Genomic DNA, 17,517 nt, shown 5'->3' on the forward strand with positions numbered 1-17,517 from the left:
TGTCATGACCGGGGAGCAGCACATCCCTGCACCGCTCTCCGAGCGGGAGCAGCAGATCCTGGCGTTCGAGGCGAAGTGGTGGAAGCACGCCGGCGCCAAGGAGCAGGCCATCCGGGACACCTTCGGCCTGTCCTCGACACGCTATTACCAGTTGCTCAACGCCCTGTTGGACAACCCGGCCGCGCTGGAGCAGGACCCGGTCCTGGTCGGCCGCCTGCGCCGCCTCCGTTCCACCCGGGCCCGGACGCGACGGCGTTAGGGCTGGTGCGTGGAGGCGTATGCCTCCAGCCACGCCACCTGTGTCGGGTCGAGGGAGGCTCGCACCCGCTCCCGGGCCGTCGCCACGTTCGCCGCGGTGACCGTCGTGGCCTCGAGGGAGTCCCGCATCGCCGCCAGCGCCGACTCCCGGATCAGCGCCGAGCAGTCGGCCGCCGAGAACCCCTCCAGCTCCGCGCCGAGCTTGACCAGGTCGACCGTGTCGTCCAGCGGGACCGCCCGGGACGACGCCCGCAGGATCGCGGCCCGCGCGTCGGCGTCCGGTGGCGGGACGTAGACGAGCCTTTCCAGCCGCCCGGGCCGCAGCAGCGCCGGATCGATCAGGTCGGGCCGGTTGGTGGCGCCGATCACCACGACGTTGCGCAGGTCCTCCACCCCGTCGAGCTCGGTGAGCAGCGCCGCCACCACCCGGTCCGTGGTGCCGCCGTCGGTGGCCTGGCCGCGGGTCGGCGCCAGCGCGTCCACCTCGTCCAGGAAGACCAGCGTCGGCGCGGCCTCCCGGGCCCGGCGGAACAGCTCGCGCACCGCCCGCTCGCTGTCACCGACCCACTTGCTGAGCAGTTCGGCGCCCTTCACCGAGAGCACGTTGGCCTTGCCGGTCCCGGCGATCGCCTTGACCAGGTAGGTCTTGCCGCATCCGGGCGGGCCGTAGAGCAGCACGCCCCGCGGCGGCGAGACGCCGAGCCGGGCGAACGTGTCCGGATAGGTCAGCGGCCACAGCACCGACTCGGTGAGCACCTGCTTCACCTCGACCATGTCGCCGACGTCGTCCAGGGTCACCGCGGCGACCTCCAGTGTGGATTCGGCCATCGAGGTGGGCCGGACCACGTCCAGCGCGCCCTCGAAGTCGCTCATCGTGACGATCGCGGCAGATTCCGCCGCGTCGGCCTCACGGCCTTCGGCGACGACACGCAAGGCCGCGCGGACTCCGGCTTCGCGGGCGAGGGCACCCAGGTCGGCGGCGACAAATCCGGGGGTACGCGCGGCGACGTCATCAAGCCGAACGTCCTCACCGAGCGGCATCCCCCGGGTGAGCACGGTCAGCTGCTCCCGGCGCATCGCGGTGTCCGGCAGCGGCACGGTCAGCTGGACGGCGAGCAGGTCGGGTGCGCGCAGCGACGGGTCGACCGCCTCGGGACGGCTCGTCGTGCAGACCACGGCAGCGCCGGCCGCCACGGTCTCGGCCAGCAGCTGCCGGAACACCGTGGAGATGGGTCCCGGCTCCTCGCGGGGTGCGAGCGCCTCCACGTCCGAGATCAGCAGGACGGCGGGGTGCTTCTCCCGTACCTCTGTGGTCAGCTCTCGCAGCCGCGCCGCCGCGGCGTTGTTGGTCAGCGCGGCCAGCTCAGGTCCCCAGACCGGCCGCACCGCCGCGCCCACCGCCGCACTCACCGCGCGGACCAGCGCCGACTTGCCGGACCCGGACGGACCGGTGATCAGCACGCCGAGCGTCACCTTGGTGCCGAGCCGGGCCAGCACCTCGCCGTGGTGGAAGCCGAGGTCGAGCAGTTCCTCCAGCTCCTTGGCCTGTGCGCGCAGGCCGGGCAGGTCGTCCAGGCTGGGCGGGGGCACCTCGGGATCGGTGGACGCGGGCGAGCCGGACCGGGCCGGGCGGGTGGTCGCCGTCCCGCCGGCCGCCACCGGGCCGTCCTGCCAGCCGACGACGGTGTCCATGGTGACCAGGGCGGCGTCCCCGCCGGCGAGATCGGTCACGGTCAGCAGCGTGCTAGTCCAGCCGTAGCCGACCCGGTTCGCCAGGCTGCGCCGCGCCGCCTCGACGAGCGATCGGTGCGAAGCGTCCGGAATGACGTCCTGCGGCAGCAGCGACACGTCGTCCCCGTTGCTGACCACCTTGCCGAGCAGGGCCAGGCGCAGCATCTCCGGCGAGACCACGGCGACGATCTCGGGCGGTCCGGCCAGGGTCACCCGGCGGGCCTCCACGACCGGTGCCGGGGTGACCGTGACCTGGCCGCCGTCGCGCAGGCCGAGGTTGCCGAGCGTGAGGTCGTCCGCGTAGAGCAGGGCCCGGCCCGCGGTCGCCTCGGCCCGCGCCACTATGCCGGCCGTGGTCCGGGTGCCGGCGAGCTTCACCGGGTCGCCGGGGCGCAGCGCGAGGGCGGCCATCACCTCGGGGTGGAGCCGGACTATGCCACGTCGCGCGTCCAGGGCCGCGGGCCGCAGGGTCGCCGTCAGCGTGAGATCATCAGCCACCGCGGATGCCTCCGATTGATCGTTGGGGGCTCTCATAGTCCACGCTATCCGCCACGGGGCCGACGGATGAGTCCCCGTGGCGCTGCCATGCCTTCTGGAGGCCGTTGATGAGGCGCAGTCCTCTCGTCGTGATGTCCGCCGTGCTCGCCCTCGCCGCCCTCACCGGGTGCAGCGACGACGGCGAGGAGAAGGCGGCCGCACCCGGGGCGTCCGGCGCGGCGAACGCCCAGCCGACGGTCTCGCTGGACGTGCCGACCGGCGCGCCGGCCAACGGCTCCAAGCCGGGTCTCGCGGAGGGGACCCGGGAGGCGGGCGAGGCGTTCCGGATCGTTGCGACCGGCGGCGGCCCGTACGAGGTGGGCGAGACGCAGGCCGACCTGACCGAGTCCGGCCTGCTCGGCAACCCGGTGGACAGCGGCGGCTGCGTCACCGCTACCGGCACCGGCCTGTTCGGCAGCCCCGAGGTGTACCTGTCCCAGGGCAAGGTCGTCATGGTGAGGGCGACCAAGGACGACTCGCGGATCGGCACCGCCCTCACCGACGTGCAGGCCGAGTTCCCGGAGGGCAGGGCGGTGTCCGGCAGTGGCGGCCTGCAGGGCTGGGAGGTCGTCGAGGAGACCAACTCGCTGCTGTTCGTGGCGACCGGCGGGACCGTGAGCGCGGTGGCCGGCGGTGTCAGCGCGAGCGTGACCAAGAACTTCACCGCCGGCAGCGGCTGCTGAGAGGTTCACAGCCGCCGCTCAGCCGGATCGGGCTAGCGTGTGCGCCATGTCTGCCCTGTCCGCCGGGTTGCGTCGCATGCTGCCCCGGCTCACCCGGCGCCGGGCCGTCGCGGCCGCGGTGGCGATCCTCGTGGTCGCCGCCGCGGTCGTCTGGGCCGTCCGCCCGGAGCAAGTCGCCTGGACCACCGAAGATCTGCGGCTCACCGTCCGGTCGGGTCCGTCCGGCACAGAGCCGGTCGAGCTGGACACCCGGTTCTACCTGCCCCGGGAACGGTCTGGCAAGGTGCCCGCGGTGCTGCTCGCGCACGGTTTTGGCGGTTCGAAGAACGCGTTGAGCTCGGACGCCGAGTCGCTGGCCGAGCGCGGCTACGCGGTGCTGACGTACACCGCACGTGGTTTCGGCCGCAGCGGCGGGCAGATCCACCTGGACCACCCCGACTACGAGGTACGCGACGCCCGCGGCCTGATCGACTGGCTCGCCACCCGTCCCGAGGTGCGCACCGACGCCGCCGGTGACCCCCGGGTCGGCGTGGTCGGCGGGTCGTACGGCGGTGCCCTCGCGCTGCTGCTCGCCGCACAGGACCAGCGCGTCGACGCGATCGTCCCGTCGATCACGTGGAACGACCTGAGCACCGCGTTCCTGCCGCAGTCCGCCGCCACCGACGCGGTCGGCGTGTTCAAGAAGTCGTGGGCCGGGCTGTTCTTCGGCAACGGCACCGCGGCGACCGAGGGCGCTCTCAGCCAGGCCGGGCTCGCCGGCGGAGGACAGGATCAGCCCGGCAACGGCGCGGGCGCGCCCGCTCTTGACCCGGCGTGCGGGCGGTTCGCCGCCGACGTGTGCGCCGCGTACCTGCAGATGGCCACCACCGGCATCCCCGACCAGAGCACCCTCGACCTGCTCCGGACGTCCAGCCCGGCGGCCGTCCTCGACAAGATCAAGGCGCCCACCCTGCTGGTCCAGGGTGCGGTCGACTCGCTCTTCCCGCTCTCCGAGGCCGACGCGAACGCCAGGGGCATCGCCGCGACCGGCACCCCGGTGCGGGTCGCCTGGTTCACCGGCGGCCACGACGGCGGTGCCGGGCCGGACTCCGACTCCGACCGGGTCAAGTTCCTCACGCTGCAGTGGCTCGATCACTACGTGGCCGGCGAGGGCAGCCGGCCGAGCGACAGCTTCACCTGGTCACGGGTGGCCGGGTTCAGCGCCCTCGACCGAGGGCTCGTGACGAACGGGTACAGCGCGGACGCGTACCCCGGAATCGCCGGAACCGGAAGCACCCAGGTCTCGCTCGAGGGATCGGCGCAGCCGATCGCCAACCCGCCCAACGGCAACCCGGGCGCGCTCAGCTCGCTGCCCGGCATCGGTGGCCGGCTCAGCTCGCTGCTCAGCGGTGGCGTGGCGATGGACGTGCCGGGCCAGTTCGCCTCGTTCAGCTCGGCACCGCTCACCGAGGCGGTCGAGGTGGCCGGCTCGCCCACGCTGCGGCTCAGGGTCGCCTCGCCGACCGGTGAGGCCGTGGTCTTTGTGAAGCTCTACGACGTCGACCAGAACGGCGCCGCCACGCTCAGCGCGGGCCTGGTCGCGCCGGTCCGGCTCACCGGGCTGCCGAAGACGATCGACGAGGCGACGGCCGTGACGGTCACCCTGCCCGCGATCGTGCGGCGTCTCGACGCGGGACACACACTGCGGGTCGCGGTGGCCACCTCCGACCAGGCCTTCCTCACCCCGGCGCAGCCGGCCACCTACACCGTCGCGGTGGAGCCGCAGCTCACGCTCCCGACGCTGGTCGGCACGCCGATCGCGAACCCGGCGGTGATCTGGTGGTACGTGCTGGCCGGCGTCGTCGGCGCCATCCTGCTCGGCCTGCTGGTTCTGATCCTGGTGCTGCGCGGGCGGCACCGGAGGCAGGAGCGCGCGGTGACCGAGGAATACGCGGACACGCCCCTCGTGGTCAACGGGCTGCGCAAGGCGTACGGGGACGGGTTCGTGGCGGTGCAGGAGATCGGCTTCACCGTGCAGCGCGGTCAGGTCGTCGGCCTGCTCGGCCCCAACGGCGCTGGCAAGACCACCACGCTGCGGGTGCTGATGGGCCTGACCACACCGACCGCCGGTGAGATCTACGTCTTCGGGCACCGGCTGGTCCCCGGCGCACCGATCCTGTCCCGGGTCGGCGCGCTGGTCGAGGGACCGGGCTTCCTGCCGCACCTGACCGGCGAGCAGAATCTGCGTGCGTATTGGCAGGCCACCGGCCGGCCGTGGGAGGACGCTCGCTTCGAGGAGGCACTGGAGATCGCCGGGCTGGGCGACTCGGTGCACCGCAAGACCCGCAAGTACAGCCACGGCATGCGGCAGCGGCTCGCTATCGCGCAGGCCATGCTCGGCCTTCCCGAACTGCTGGTGCTCGACGAGCCGACGGACGGCCTGGACCCGCCGCAGATCGCCGAGATGCGCCGGGTGCTGCAGCGGTACGCGACCGACGGCCGTGCTGTCCTGGTCTCCAGCCACCTGCTCGCCGAGGTGGAGCAGACCTGCACACACGCCGTGGTGGTCAACAAGGGCCGGATCGTCGCGTCCGGCCCGGTCGAGGAGATCGTCGGGGAGTCGCCGTCGGTGCAGCTGGACGTCTCCGACGTACCGGCCGCCACCCGGGTGCTGTCCGACCTGGGCGTGCGCTCGGTGACCCCGGACGGCGCCTCCGGCCTGATCGTCGACATGAACGGGACCGCCCGCTCCGAGGTGGTCGCGTCGCTGGTCGAGGCGGGCATCGGGGTGGACCGGCTGGTGCCGCGACGGCGTCTCGAGGACGCGTTCCTGGCCCTGGTCGGCGACAACTCGCGAGGGAGTGGGGACCGATGAGCACCACCGTGGAGGCAGCGGCCGGCTACAAGGCCTCGCGTACCCTGCCGCTCTGGGCCGAGGTGCGGCGCCAGGCGTCCCGGCGGCGTACCCAGCTGGCACTCGGCTTCATGGTCCTGCTGCCGCTGATCATCCTGGTGGCGTTCGAGTTCGGCGGCGACGGGAACGCCGACGAGGACGGCGACGGTGGTGGCGCGTTCAGCAGCATCGCCGACCTGGCCACCTCGGGCGGTCTGAACTTCGCGCTCTTCTGCCTCGCCGTCTCCGCCGGATTCCTCCTGGTCGTGGTCGTCGCGCTGTTCTTCGGCGACACGGTGGCCAGCGAGGCGAGTTGGGGCAGCCTGCGTTACCTGCTGGCGGTGCCGGTGCCCCGGGCCCGGCTGCTCGGCGTGAAGCTGATCGTCGCGGCCGGATACTCGCTCGTGGCCCTCTTCACGCTGGTCGGCACGGGCCTGCTGATCGGCACGGTCCGTTACGGCTGGGGACCGCTGGGCAGCACCATCGCCGCCGAGATCCCGCCCGCCGAGGGCATCCTGCGGCTGCTCGGCATCGTGGCATACCTCGCCGTCGTGCTGCTCGTGGTGGCCGGCCTCGCGTTCCTGCTCTCGGTACTCACCGACGCCGCGCTGGGTGCCGTCGGCGGCGCCGTGATGCTCTGGATCCTGTCCAGCATCCTGGACCAGATCACCGCGCTCGGCGCCATCCGCAACTTCCTGCCGACCCACTACGCCGACGCCTGGCGGGGCTTGCTCTCCACACCGGTGCAGGGCGAGGATCTGGCGAAGGGCGCCATCTCCGCGGTCGTGTTCGCCACGATTTTCTGGGGCCTCGCCTTCTACCGATTCACCAGGAAGGACATCACGTCCTGACGGACATTCGGCCGGCGCTTCCCGCCGACGCCCCAGCGGTGGTCACCCTGCGTGCGACGGTCTATCCCTATTTGGTACGCGGTGAGCACTCCACCCGCCGCATGATCAGCTCACTGCCGTCGACCGGTGTGGGCTGGGCCGGCTTCGTGGCGTGCCGCGACGGTGCCGTGGTCGGCTGGGCCGCGGCCTACCGCAACCCGCGCTCCGCCGACGGCCTCGGCCAGATCTCCCTGCTGCACGTCCACCCTTCCCACCGCCGCCGGGGCATCGGCACAGCCCTCCTGGGCGTGGTGACCGGCCACCTGCACGCGATCGGCGTGGAAGGGGTCGCCGCCACCGTCACACCGGACTCCCTCGGCTTCGCCCGCCGCCACGGCTTCCAGCCCACCCGAGATCTGCGATATGCGGTGCTTGACCTGCACGGTTTCAACCAGTCGGAGATGTCATCGCCCGGCGTGCGGCTTGTTTCTCTGCGTGAGGTCGACGAGCACGCGCTCTATGCCGCTGACGTCGCGGCGGCCACCGACGAGCCCGGCGACTCGCCCCCACAGCCGGCGGCCTACGAAACGTGGCGATACGACATTTGGGAGGAACCGGACCTCGACCGGGACGCGAGCACCGTCGCCCTCTCCGGCTCCTCCGGCTCCGAGATCGTTTCGTTCTCCCTGTTGACCCGGGACGGCGCGCGCGTGTGGTCCGACATGACGGCCACCGTCCCGTCCTGGCGGGGCCGTGGACTGGCTCGCCTGGTGAAGACCGTGGCCCTGCGCCGGGCCGCCGAGGCCGGAGCCACCACCGCCTACACCGCGAACGACGAGTCCAACCTCCCGATGCTCGCGGTGAACACTCGTCTCGGCTACCGCCAGGTCGCCACCCAGCTGGCCTGCCGAGCCACCCTCTAACCCGCCAACCCCCACCCAGCGTGTGGAGTTGGGGTGCGCAGGGGGGCCGAACTTCACACGCAATGTTGTGTGGGCTTGGTGTGTGGAGTTGGGGTGCGTGGCGGGGCGTAAGTCGACACGGAACCGGGTTGGGGTTGGGGTGGGGGTGACCACTTACGCAGGTTGCCGGGTGGGGGTGAGTGTTTTGGACGCGTCAGCGGCCAGCTCGCCGCCGCGCGGCCCTCGGCGGGAGCAGCGGTCTGTACGCCCCACCCCGCTACGACAGCAAGCTCTTGAATTTGATCCTTGATGAACACGCTCACACATCGGGAAACCGTGGTGGCATCGGGCGAGCGCCGTCGTAAGGTGTTGGAAACAACTGAATACCTCATCCAGAGGGGCTGAGGGATACGGCCCGTTGACGCCCCGGCAACCACTACGCATGTCTCGAGGGAGAGACCAAGCGTGGCAGGTGCTAATTCCGTCCCCGTTTCGGCAGGTCGCCGCGGGGAAAGATGAGAGGAACCCCTCGATGACGTCTACCGTCAGCGCACCCACTGCCACCGAGTCGCCCGCCACGGGCCTGATCTGTCGCGCCTGCGGTGCGCAGTACCCGCTGGCCGCGCAGCACGCCTGTTACGAGTGTTTCGGCCCGCTCGAGGTCGCCTATGACGAGGCGGCGCTCGCGCGGGTGACCCGGGCCCAGATCGAGGCGGGTCCGCAGAACATCTGGCGTTACGCGGCGCTGCTGCCCGCCGGGCAGGACCCAGCCGCGCGGGTGACCCTCGACCCCGGGCTGACCCCGCTGGTGAGTGCGCCCCAGCTGGCCGCCGCGATCGGTCTGCGGGCGCCGCTGTGGGTGAAGGACGACTCGCAGAACCCGACCCACTCCTTCAAGGACCGGGTCGTCTCGGTCGCGCTGACCGCGGCCAAGCAGCTGGGCTTCAACCGCTTCTCCTGCGCCTCCACCGGCAACCTGGCGAACTCGGTGGCCGCACACGCCGCCCGTGCCGGTGTGCCGAGCATCGTGTTCATCCCGGCCGACCTGGAGCCGGGCAAGATCATCACCACCGCGGTGTACGGCGGGGACCTGGTGGCGATCGAGGGCTCCTACGACGACGTGAACCGGCTGTGCAGCGAGCTCGTGGAGACCGACGAGTTCGAGGACACCGCGTTCGTCAACGTGAACGTGCGGCCGTTCTACGCCGAGGGTTCGAAGACCCTGGGTTACGAGGTGGCCGAACAGCTTGGCTGGCGGATCCCGGCGCAGGTGGTCATCCCGATGGCCTCGGGTGAGCTGCTGACCAAGGTGGACAAGGCGTTCTCCGAGCTGGTCGAGATCGGACTGGCCGAGGCCCCGGAGGGCGGCTGGGCGGTCTTCGGCGCGCAGTCCGAGGGCTGCAACCCGATCGCCACGGCGCTGCACGCCGACACCGACGTGATCACGCCGGTGAAGCCGACCGGCATCGCCAAGTCGCTGAACATCGGCGACCCGGCCGCCGGGCCGTACGCGATCGAGGCCGTCAAGCGGACCGGCGGCTGGATGGACTACGCGAACGACGAGGAGATCCGGGAGGGCATCCGGCTGCTCGCCGAGACCACCGGCATCTTCGCCGAGACGGCCGGGGGCACGACCGTGGCGGTGCTCAAGAAGCTCGTCGCGAGCGGCAGGCTCGACCCGGCCAAGGAGACCGTCGTCTACAACACCGGCGAGGGTCTGAAGACGCTCGACGCGGTCGCCGGCCAGGTTGGACCGACCCACACCATCAAGCCGTCGCTGCGCGGCGCACGCGAGGCTGGCCTGCTGGGATAGCTGTCAGTAACCGGACATCTGCCGGTTGTCGAATATTCCCTCCTCCGAGGACTTGCACTCCGATCTCCGGATCGGCAATATGCTCTCTGCGGGAGGACGTGACGCCGTACGAGGCCCCTCACCTGGACATTGGCGACAATCTCCGAGGGACCCAACGACCCAGTGCTGACCCACGCGGAGGCACTGTGCGTCCGTCCTCCCGACCAAATCTCCTGTTCAGCGCCTTCGCAGGGCGCGGTTCACCCATGGGCGCAGCGGCAGGTCCTCGGGATATCCGCCGTCGCGCAGGCCGGCCCGGCGCTCGAAGACGTTGCGGGCGCCGAAGGACCGGGACACCGAGATCGACCAGCCGCACGCGAGCCAGTACGCGGGCCAGAACAGCGGCCCCAGGACGGCGTACTGCCCGGCGTGGCGGCTCTCGTGGGCCAGCAGCGCGCTGCGCTCCTCGGCCAGCAGCCACTCCGCGGTCCGTTTCGTCAGGATCACCGAGCCGACCGTGAAGCAGGACGCCGGCGGCATGCGCAGTTTGTAGCCCTCGGCGATCAGCACCCCGTCGCGCCCGCGCCGGACCTTGGCGCCGGTGATCCAGGCCAGCAGGAGTCCGGCCGCGGTGGTTCCGTTGACCGCGGTGAGCACGCTCCGGACCGCCGGCTTCATCTCAGATCCGCCTCCGCATCCGCAGTTCGGACAGCGCCGGCACGGTCGGGTGCGGCAGCCGGTCGCCGGTGTCGAGAAAACCCAATTTTTCGTACGCCCGGACGGCGCGATCGTTGCCGACCACCACCTCCAGCATCAGCTCGGTGCGCCCGGCCGCCGCGGACCAGTCGGCCACCGCGTCGATCAGCTCGCCCAGCACCTTGCCGCCGCGGTAGGCGGGCGTGAGGTAGACAGCGAAGATCACCGTGCAGCCCGGTTCGTCGGGGAGCGTGGTGCCGCCGGCGTGGCCGATCAGCGGGCCGCCGGGGTCGGCGATGAACTGGGCGGTGTCCGGGCCGGTGGCGGACTGGGTGATCCGCTGCCGGTAGCTCTCGTGCGGGCGGGCGGCCGCCTGCGCCAGCGTCTCCAGGAAGGCGAGCGGACTGTCGGCGAGCATCTCCAGGCGCAGGGCGCGCATCCGCCCCGCGTCGGCGGGGGTGACCCGTCGAACTGTCCAGTTCTCCATGCCGTACTCCATACCGCCCGGTGTGACGTGCGGCAACCCGGATGACGTAAACCGGTCGTGAGCTGCGCATCAAGATCTTTGGTCGGAAACCCGGGCCTGTGCATCGGTTTCGCGGGAAGATGGGTTTTCTTGCACTCGCCACCCGGGAGTGCTAAACAGGTGTTTGGCACTCGCGGCTAGTGAGTGCCAACAGGTCGGGACGGTGGGGTTCCGGTCGCGGCGCTGCCATCGGCGCCGGGGCACGGAGCCGGTCGTCGCGGGCTATCCGGCTCGGCCTGAGGACGTCACATCGCCAGGTGGTGACGTCCGCAGACGTTCCTCAACGTGCGGAGAGCGGGGCCGAACAGGCCCGGCGCCGCGGATGTCCGGGAGGACAACGCCGTATGGCCAAGATCATCGCATTCGACGAGGAGGCTCGTCGGGGCCTCGAGCGGGGCATGAACCAGCTCGCCGACGCGGTCAAGGTGACGCTCGGCCCCAAGGGCCGCAACGTGGTTCTCGAGAAGAAGTGGGGCGCCCCCACGATCACCAACGATGGTGTATCCATCGCCAAGGAGATCGAGCTCGAGGACTCGTACGAGAAGATCGGCGCTGAGCTGGTCAAGGAGGTCGCGAAGAAGACGGACGACGTCGCCGGTGACGGCACGACGACCGCGACCGTCCTGGCCCAGGCTCTGGTCCGTGAGGGCCTGCGCAACGTCGCCGCGGGCGCGAACCCGATGGCCCTGAAGCGGGGCATCGAGGCCGCTGTGGCGAGTGTCTCCGAGGGTCTCTCGCAGATCGCCAAGGACGTGGAGACCAAGGAGCAGATCGCCTCCACCGCCTCCATCTCCGCCGGTGACTCCACGGTTGGCGAGATCATCGCCGAGGCCATGGACAAGGTCGGCAAGGAAGGCGTCATCACCGTCGAGGAGAGCAACACCTTCGGCCTCGAGCTCGAGCTCACCGAGGGCATGCGCTTCGACAAGGGCTACATCTCGGCGTACTTCATGACGGACGCCGAGCGCATGGAGGCCGTCTTCGACGACCCCTACATCCTGATCGCGAACAGCAAGATCTCCGCGGTCAAGGACCTGCTCCCGGTCCTCGAGAAGGTCATGCAGTCGGGCAAGCCGCTGGTGATCATCGCCGAGGACGTCGAGGGCGAGGCCCTGGCCACCCTGGTCGTGAACAAGGTCCGTGGCACCTTCAAGTCCGTCGCCGTCAAGGCCCCGGGCTTCGGTGACCGCCGCAAGGCCATGCTGGAGGACATCGCCATCCTGACCGGTGGCGCCGTCATCAGCGAGGAGGTCGGCCTCAAGCTCGACGCCGCCGACCTGAGCCTGCTGGGCCAGGCCCGCAAGGTCGTCATCACCAAGGACGAGACCACCGTCGTCGACGGTGCCGGCAACGGCGAGCAGATCCAGGGCCGGGTCAACCAGATCCGCGCCGAGATCGAGCGCTCGGACTCCGACTACGACCGTGAGAAGCTGCAGGAGCGTCTGGCCAAGCTGGCCGGCGGTGTTGCGGTCATCAAGGTCGGCGCGGCCACCGAGGTCGAGCTGAAGGAGCGCAAGCACCGCATCGAGGACGCCGTTCGCAACGCGAAGGCGGCCGTCGAGGAGGGCATCGTCCCCGGTGGTGGCGTCGCTCTCGTGCAGGCCGGCAAGACCGCGTTCGACAAGCTGGACCTCTCCGGCGACGAGGCCACCGGTGCCAACATCGTCAAGGTCGCGCTCGACGCCCCGCTGCGTCAGATCGCCGTGAACGCCGGCCTCGAGGGCGGCGTCGTGGTGGAGAAGGTGCGCAACCTCGAGCCGGGTCACGGCCTGAACGCCGCGAACGGTGAGTACGTGGACCTTCTGGCCGCGGGCATCATCGACCCGGCCAAGGTCACCCGCTCGGCGCTGCAGAACGCCGCGTCGATCGCCGCGCTGTTCCTCACCACCGAGGCCGTCGTGGCCGACAAGCCCGAGAAGTCCCCGGCTCCGGCCGGTGCCCCGGGCGGCGGTGACATGGACTTCTGAGTCCAGTCTTTCGGGAGGGCGGGTCGCTTCGGCGGCCCGCCCTTCCGGCGTTTCCGGGGCCGTCTTCGGGAGGCGCGGGCTTGAGGCGCTTTCTCAGGGCGGCTTTCAGGGGGCATCGGCTGTCGAGGACGGCGGCTTTCAGGGGCGGCGGCGGATTCCGGCGGCCCAGTGCAGGGCTATGCCGGCGGCGATGGCGAGGGCGCCGATTCGCAGGACGGCCATGAGGTTCTGGCCGGTCGTCGGGAGGTGGCCCGGCGGGGGCGGTGTTGGAGCCGGGGCCGGGGGCGCGGTGGGCGAGACCGTCGGGGACGGTGAAGCCGCGCCGACCTCGACGACGATGGTGCCCTGTGCGACGTTTCCGTTGGCGTCGATCACGGTGTAGGTGAAGCTGTCGGTGCCGCTGAAACCGGGATTCGGGGTGTAGGTGACGGTCCCGTCGGCATTGAGCTTGACAGTGCCGTTGGCGGGCATGCCCACGGCGACCACGGACACCGGGCGGCCGGCGAGGTCGGTGGCCGGGAGCGGGACGGCCACCGGGGCGCCGGGGTCGGTCGCCGCGGCCCTGTCGGGGACGGCGGGGGTCGGGCGAGGGCTGCCGGGCGAGCTCGGGCCGGAGGAGGGCCCGGCCGGGCCGCCGGGTGACGTCGGGCCGCCGGGGGAAGCCGGGCCGCCGGGGGACGTCGGGCCGGCTGAGGGTGCTGTCGGACCGGCGGAGGAGCTGGGCGCCGGGCCGCCGGACGGCCCGGCCGAGGGAACGCCAGTTGGCGACGGGACACCGGACGGCCCGGCCGTGGGGGCACCGGACGGCCCGGCTGACGGCGTGGACGGGCCGGGCGGCACCGCCACATTGATCGTGAGCGTCACCAAACCCGTGTCCGTCCGGCCGAGATCGTCGCTGACGACATAGGTGAACAGGTCCTGCCCCGCCGCCGCGGCCGCCGATTGATACGTCACCGTCCCGTTCCCGTGCAGGACCACGGCACCCTTGACCGCGGCGCCCACCGACGCCACCGAAAGCACCTGCCCCACGTTCGGATCGGAGTCGTTGCCGAGCAGGTTCAGCTGCGTCGTCACGCCCTGGTCGACCACGAACCCGTCGTCCAGCGCGATCGGCGGCGCATTACGTACCGTAATGGTGAGAATTGCCGACGACGACAGCCGCGCCGGGTCCTCGATCGTGTAGGCGATCGCGTCCATCCCGTAGAAGCCCGCCACCGGCGTGTACGTGAGCGTCCCGTTCCCATTCCGCACCACCGTCCCATGCGCCGCCGCAGTCGTCCCGACCAGCGCGACATTGTCCCCATTCGGATCGTCGTCGTTGGCCAGTACATCGACCGTTATCGCGGCGTTGGTGTCGGTGGCCACCGAGTCGGCCCGCGCGACCGGCGCCGAGTTGACCACCCCGATCGTCACGGTCGCCGTCGACGAACCCTGCCCGTCACTCAGCGTGTAGTCGAACTGGTCGGCGCCGAGCGCGCCCGGCGCGTACCTGATCCTGCGGTCGGCTCCGACGGTGACCGTGCCGTGCGCCGGTGGGGCGGTGATCGACATGGTCACCGGATCGCCGTTCGGATCGTCGTCGTCGTTCGCCATCACGTCGATCTCGAGCGGCACTCCGGCCTGCACCGTGACCGCGTCCGCCCGGGCCACCGGCAGCCCGTTCGCCACCGTGACGGTGATCAGCCCGACGTCGGTGCCGCCGTGCCCGTCGTCGATCGTGAACTGGAACGTGTCGACGCCGGAGAACCCGGCATCGGGTGTGTACCGGATCCGCCCGTTCGCGAGGATCTGGACGGTGCCGTCGGAGGGGTTCGTGGTGCCGCTGACCCGCAGCACGTCGGTGGTGTTGGGATCGGTCGCGCTGCTCAGCACGTTGATGTCGCGGAACGTCCCGTATGCGGTGCCGACAGCCTGATCGGCGGCTGTCGGCTGAGCGTTGCTCACGGTCACCGCGACGGTCGCGGTCGCGTTCGCCAGACCAAGATCACGGATTGTGTACGCGAAAACGACAGTCCCCGAATACCCAGCGGGTGGCTGATACCGGATCCTGCCGGTGTCGATCGTGGCCGTCCCGAAGCCCGGCGTGCCGACCGTGTCGATGCTCAGCACGTCGCCGCCGAGCAGGTTCGGATCGGTGTCGTTCGCCAGCACGTCGATCAGGACGTCGGTGAGGTACGGCGTCGTGACCGCGTCGTCGGCGGCGGTCGGCGCCTGGTTGGCGACGTCCACGTACACGTTTCCGGTCGCCTGCCCGCCGTGGCTGTCCTGGACCGTGTAGGTGAAGTGCGCCCGCCCCGTGAACGCCACCGCCGGCGTGTAGGTGAGCAGCGGCCCGGCCTGCGTGACCGTCCCCGCCCCGGCCTGCGGCTGACCGAACCCGGTCACGGTGAGGACGTCGAGCGGGTTGGGGTCGGTGTCGTTGAGCAGCACCGCGACGACGACCGGCGTGGCCGGCGGCGTGTTGATCTCGTCGTCGCTCGCCACCGGGAGCGCGTTCGCCGTGGTCACCGTGACGGTGGCGGTGTCCGTGCCGCCGTTGCCGTCGTCCACCTGGTAGGTGAACGTGTCGGCACCGGTCCAGCCCGGCGTGGGGGTGTATGTGACGGTCCCGTTGGCCACCACCACCGCCGCACCGTGCGAGGGCTGCGTGAGTACCGAGACGGTCAGCGCGCCAGTCGCGTCGTCCGTGTCGGTGTCGTTCGCGCGGACGTCGACGGAGACCGGGGCGCCGTTGGTGGTCGTGGCGCTGTCCGCGGTGGCCTGCGGCGGCGAGTTGACCGCCAGCGTGGCCGTGGCGGTGTCGTTGCCGGGCGCGCTGTCCGAGCCGGCTCCGGAGACCCGTACCCCGGCGGTCGCGTCCGCCCCGGCGGCCGAGGTGACGTCGGCGGGAACGGTCACGGTGGCCGTGTGCCCGGACAGCAGCGGGCCCAGCACGCAGGTGACCACCTGGCCGGCCGCCGCGCAGGTGCCGGGCAGCGGGCCCGGCGTGACCCCGGTGGGCAGCGTGAGCTCGGCGCGGGCCGAGGGCTCCGGCTGCGGGCCGAGGTTCGTGACCGAGGCCGTGTACGCCACCGCGTGCGGCGCCGAGGCCCGCTGCACGAAGGCCGGCGTCACGCTCAGCCCCGCGGCCACGTCGGCCGACGGCTGCAGCACCGGTGTCGCCGACGTGCCGCCCGCCGCGGCCACCGCCACGCTGGTGGTCCGGCCGGTGTAGCTGACGTTCACCAGGTTGCTGATCGAGTACCCGGCCGGTGTGTTGAGGTCGACCTTGACCCGGAACGTGACGTATGTGGTGCCCAGGTACGGGATGCTGCCCAGCCGGAAGACCGCGGAGCCACCACCGGCCTGCCCGTTGTCGGCGTCGGCCACGTCGCTGACCGGTGTGCCCGCGATCGTCATCGTGCCCGGCACGTACGTCGTGTAGACCGGGAACGCGTCGGCCAGCGTGACACCGTCGGCGATGTCGTTGCCCTCGTTGCGGACCGCGATCCGGTACTCGATCTCGTCGCCCGGCACCAGCGTGCCACCGTTCACGTCGGTGGCGGTCATCGTCGTGACGATCTTCGGTGCGTACAGGTCGATGGCGATCGTGATGACGCCCGGGTAGTACGTCTCACCGGCCGTGCTCATGGTCAGTGTCGCGCTGGTGGCCGCGTTGCCCAGCACCCCGGACGCGTCGAGCTGGTCGATGTCCACGCCGAACAGGTTCCGGTGGTTCGGGTTGCGGCCGCCGACGATCGCCCCGCCGTCGCTGACCGTACTGTTGAAGACGTTGTTGGACGGGTTCGCCGCGTCGCTCAGCGACTGCCCGTTCAGCCGCAGTCCGTCGCCGCTCTTGCCCAGGTCACCCTCGTACGCCACGGCGCCCACCTCGGCGCGCACGGTCCCGGAGTGCGGCGTCTCGAAGCCCGTCACCGGGATGCTGACGCTGCCCGAGGAGATCGAGCCGAACCCGTCGTAGACGCGGAGACTGCGCAGGTCCTCGGCCGGGTTCCGGTACGCGATCACGAGGGTCCACCCGGCGTACCGGTCGGCGCCCCGGCCGGACTGGATGTTGGCGACGCCGTACACACCGTCCCCGGCGCCGGCCACGAGCGAGGTCACGTCCGCGAAGCCCTGGTACGGCCCGGACGCGCTGATCGTGTACACGTCCGATGCCGTGATCGGGTTCCAGATCGCGCCGGCCGGCGTACGAAAAAGGACTTTGTTCTTGTCCGACGGAGTCGGCGCCGCGGCACCCAGAAGGCCCGCGACCGCATTGCCCGCGCTCGGATCGGCGCCCCAGTAGAGGCCGGCGAAGAGCACGGCGCTGCCCGCCGGCATGGTGACCGACGCGGTGCTGTCGTTGAACGTCGCCGGATCGCCGTCCGTGTCCGTGAAGATCATCGGATAGCCGTTGTCGTTGAGCTCCTCGGTGGCCGTCGAGCCGACGCCGGTGCGCGCGTCCGTGCAGGTCGGCGTCAGGATCGACACCGGACAGGTCAGGTTCGCGTTGCCGCGCAGCAGGATCGAGCCGTTGGCGTTCACGTCGAACCGCGTGGTGAAGGGTTCCGTGATCGCCGCCTCGACCCGGCCCGCCGGCAGCGTCGTCAGCATCACTGCCATGACCAGGAACAGAATCCCGGCGCAGCGTCCGCGCACGCACCAACGCTAGGAAAGATCGGCGGTCGTGCGGGTGGGAATCGGGAACGGTGGATCGACCGGGAAATCCCCCGCCGGGGTG

At 71.2% G+C, this 17,517-nt stretch carries 10 protein-coding genes, 1 pseudogene and 1 riboswitch; of the genes and pseudogenes, 7 read left to right on the top strand and 4 right to left on the bottom strand.

Features of this window, described 5'->3' with window-relative positions; translation table 11 throughout:
* Positions 1 to 28: 28 nt before the first annotated feature.
* Positions 29 to 259 (top strand): annotated as a pseudogene (locus AB0M02_RS00650) (DUF3263 domain-containing protein); the annotation flags it as partial.
* On the opposite strand, the gene AB0M02_RS00655 reads toward AB0M02_RS00650, so the two are convergent.
* Positions 256 to 2,487 (bottom strand): AAA family ATPase, encoded by a 2,232-nt coding sequence (locus tag AB0M02_RS00655; RefSeq protein ID WP_364219272.1) that lies wholly within the window; start codon positions 2,485 to 2,487, stop codon positions 256 to 258. The pseudogene AB0M02_RS00650 and the gene AB0M02_RS00655 overlap by 4 nt on opposite strands.
* Before the next feature lie 107 nt (positions 2,488 to 2,594).
* Here AB0M02_RS00655 and AB0M02_RS00660 point away from each other — a divergent pair, with 107 nt between their 5' ends.
* The 5 genes from AB0M02_RS00660 (at position 2,595) to thrC (ending at position 9,626) form a co-directional block, all read left to right on the top strand.
* Positions 2,595 to 3,209 carry a hypothetical protein gene (locus AB0M02_RS00660; protein ID WP_364219275.1) on the top strand — a complete coding sequence of 205 codons (615 nt, stop codon included), beginning with the start codon at positions 2,595 to 2,597 and terminating at the stop codon, positions 3,207 to 3,209.
* Positions 3,210 to 3,255: 46 nt separating this feature from the next.
* A complete protein-coding gene (locus tag AB0M02_RS00665) occupies positions 3,256 to 6,063 on the top strand; it encodes an alpha/beta fold hydrolase (protein ID WP_364219278.1) in 2,808 nt (935 codons plus the stop codon).
* On the top strand, positions 6,060 to 6,932 hold the full coding sequence (locus tag AB0M02_RS00670; RefSeq protein ID WP_364219281.1) for an ABC transporter permease subunit: 873 nt from the start codon (positions 6,060 to 6,062) through the stop codon (positions 6,930 to 6,932). The genes AB0M02_RS00665 and AB0M02_RS00670 overlap by 4 nt, the downstream gene beginning before the upstream one ends.
* Positions 6,933 to 6,970: 38 nt before the next feature.
* Positions 6,971 to 7,834, top strand: a complete 864-nt coding sequence (locus AB0M02_RS00675; RefSeq protein ID WP_364219284.1) for a GNAT family N-acetyltransferase — start codon at positions 6,971 to 6,973, stop codon at positions 7,832 to 7,834.
* 364 nt (positions 7,835 to 8,198) lie between these two features.
* Positions 8,199 to 8,335: riboswitch (SAM riboswitch) on the top strand.
* 10 nt (positions 8,336 to 8,345) lie between these two features.
* Positions 8,346 to 9,626 (top strand): threonine synthase, encoded by a 1,281-nt coding sequence (gene thrC, locus AB0M02_RS00680; protein ID WP_364219287.1) that lies wholly within the window; start codon positions 8,346 to 8,348, stop codon positions 9,624 to 9,626.
* 216 nt (positions 9,627 to 9,842) lie between these two features.
* Here the strand turns inward: thrC and AB0M02_RS00685 are convergent, their stop codons facing one another.
* The gene (locus tag AB0M02_RS00685; RefSeq protein ID WP_364219290.1) at positions 9,843 to 10,283 is read right to left on the bottom strand and encodes a hypothetical protein; all 441 of its coding nucleotides are present in this window, start codon (positions 10,281 to 10,283) and stop codon (positions 9,843 to 9,845) included.
* Position 10,284: 1 nt separating this feature from the next.
* On the bottom strand, positions 10,285 to 10,788 hold the full coding sequence (locus AB0M02_RS00690; protein ID WP_364219293.1) for a GNAT family N-acetyltransferase: 504 nt from the start codon (positions 10,786 to 10,788) through the stop codon (positions 10,285 to 10,287).
* A gap of 383 nt (positions 10,789 to 11,171) precedes the next feature.
* Between AB0M02_RS00690 and groL the strand changes: the two genes are divergently transcribed.
* Positions 11,172 to 12,794, top strand: coding sequence for a chaperonin GroEL (groL, locus tag AB0M02_RS00695; protein ID WP_364219296.1), 1,623 nt, complete (start codon positions 11,172 to 11,174; stop codon positions 12,792 to 12,794).
* A gap of 138 nt (positions 12,795 to 12,932) precedes the next feature.
* Here groL and AB0M02_RS00700 read toward each other — a convergent pair whose 3' ends face one another.
* Positions 12,933 to 17,435, bottom strand: coding sequence for an Ig-like domain-containing protein (locus AB0M02_RS00700; protein WP_364219299.1), 4,503 nt, complete (start codon positions 17,433 to 17,435; stop codon positions 12,933 to 12,935).
* Positions 17,436 to 17,517 lie beyond the last annotated feature (82 nt).

Source organism: Actinoplanes sp. NPDC051861 (assembly GCF_040681145.1).
Classification (GTDB): Bacteria; Actinomycetota; Actinomycetes; order Mycobacteriales; family Micromonosporaceae; genus Actinoplanes.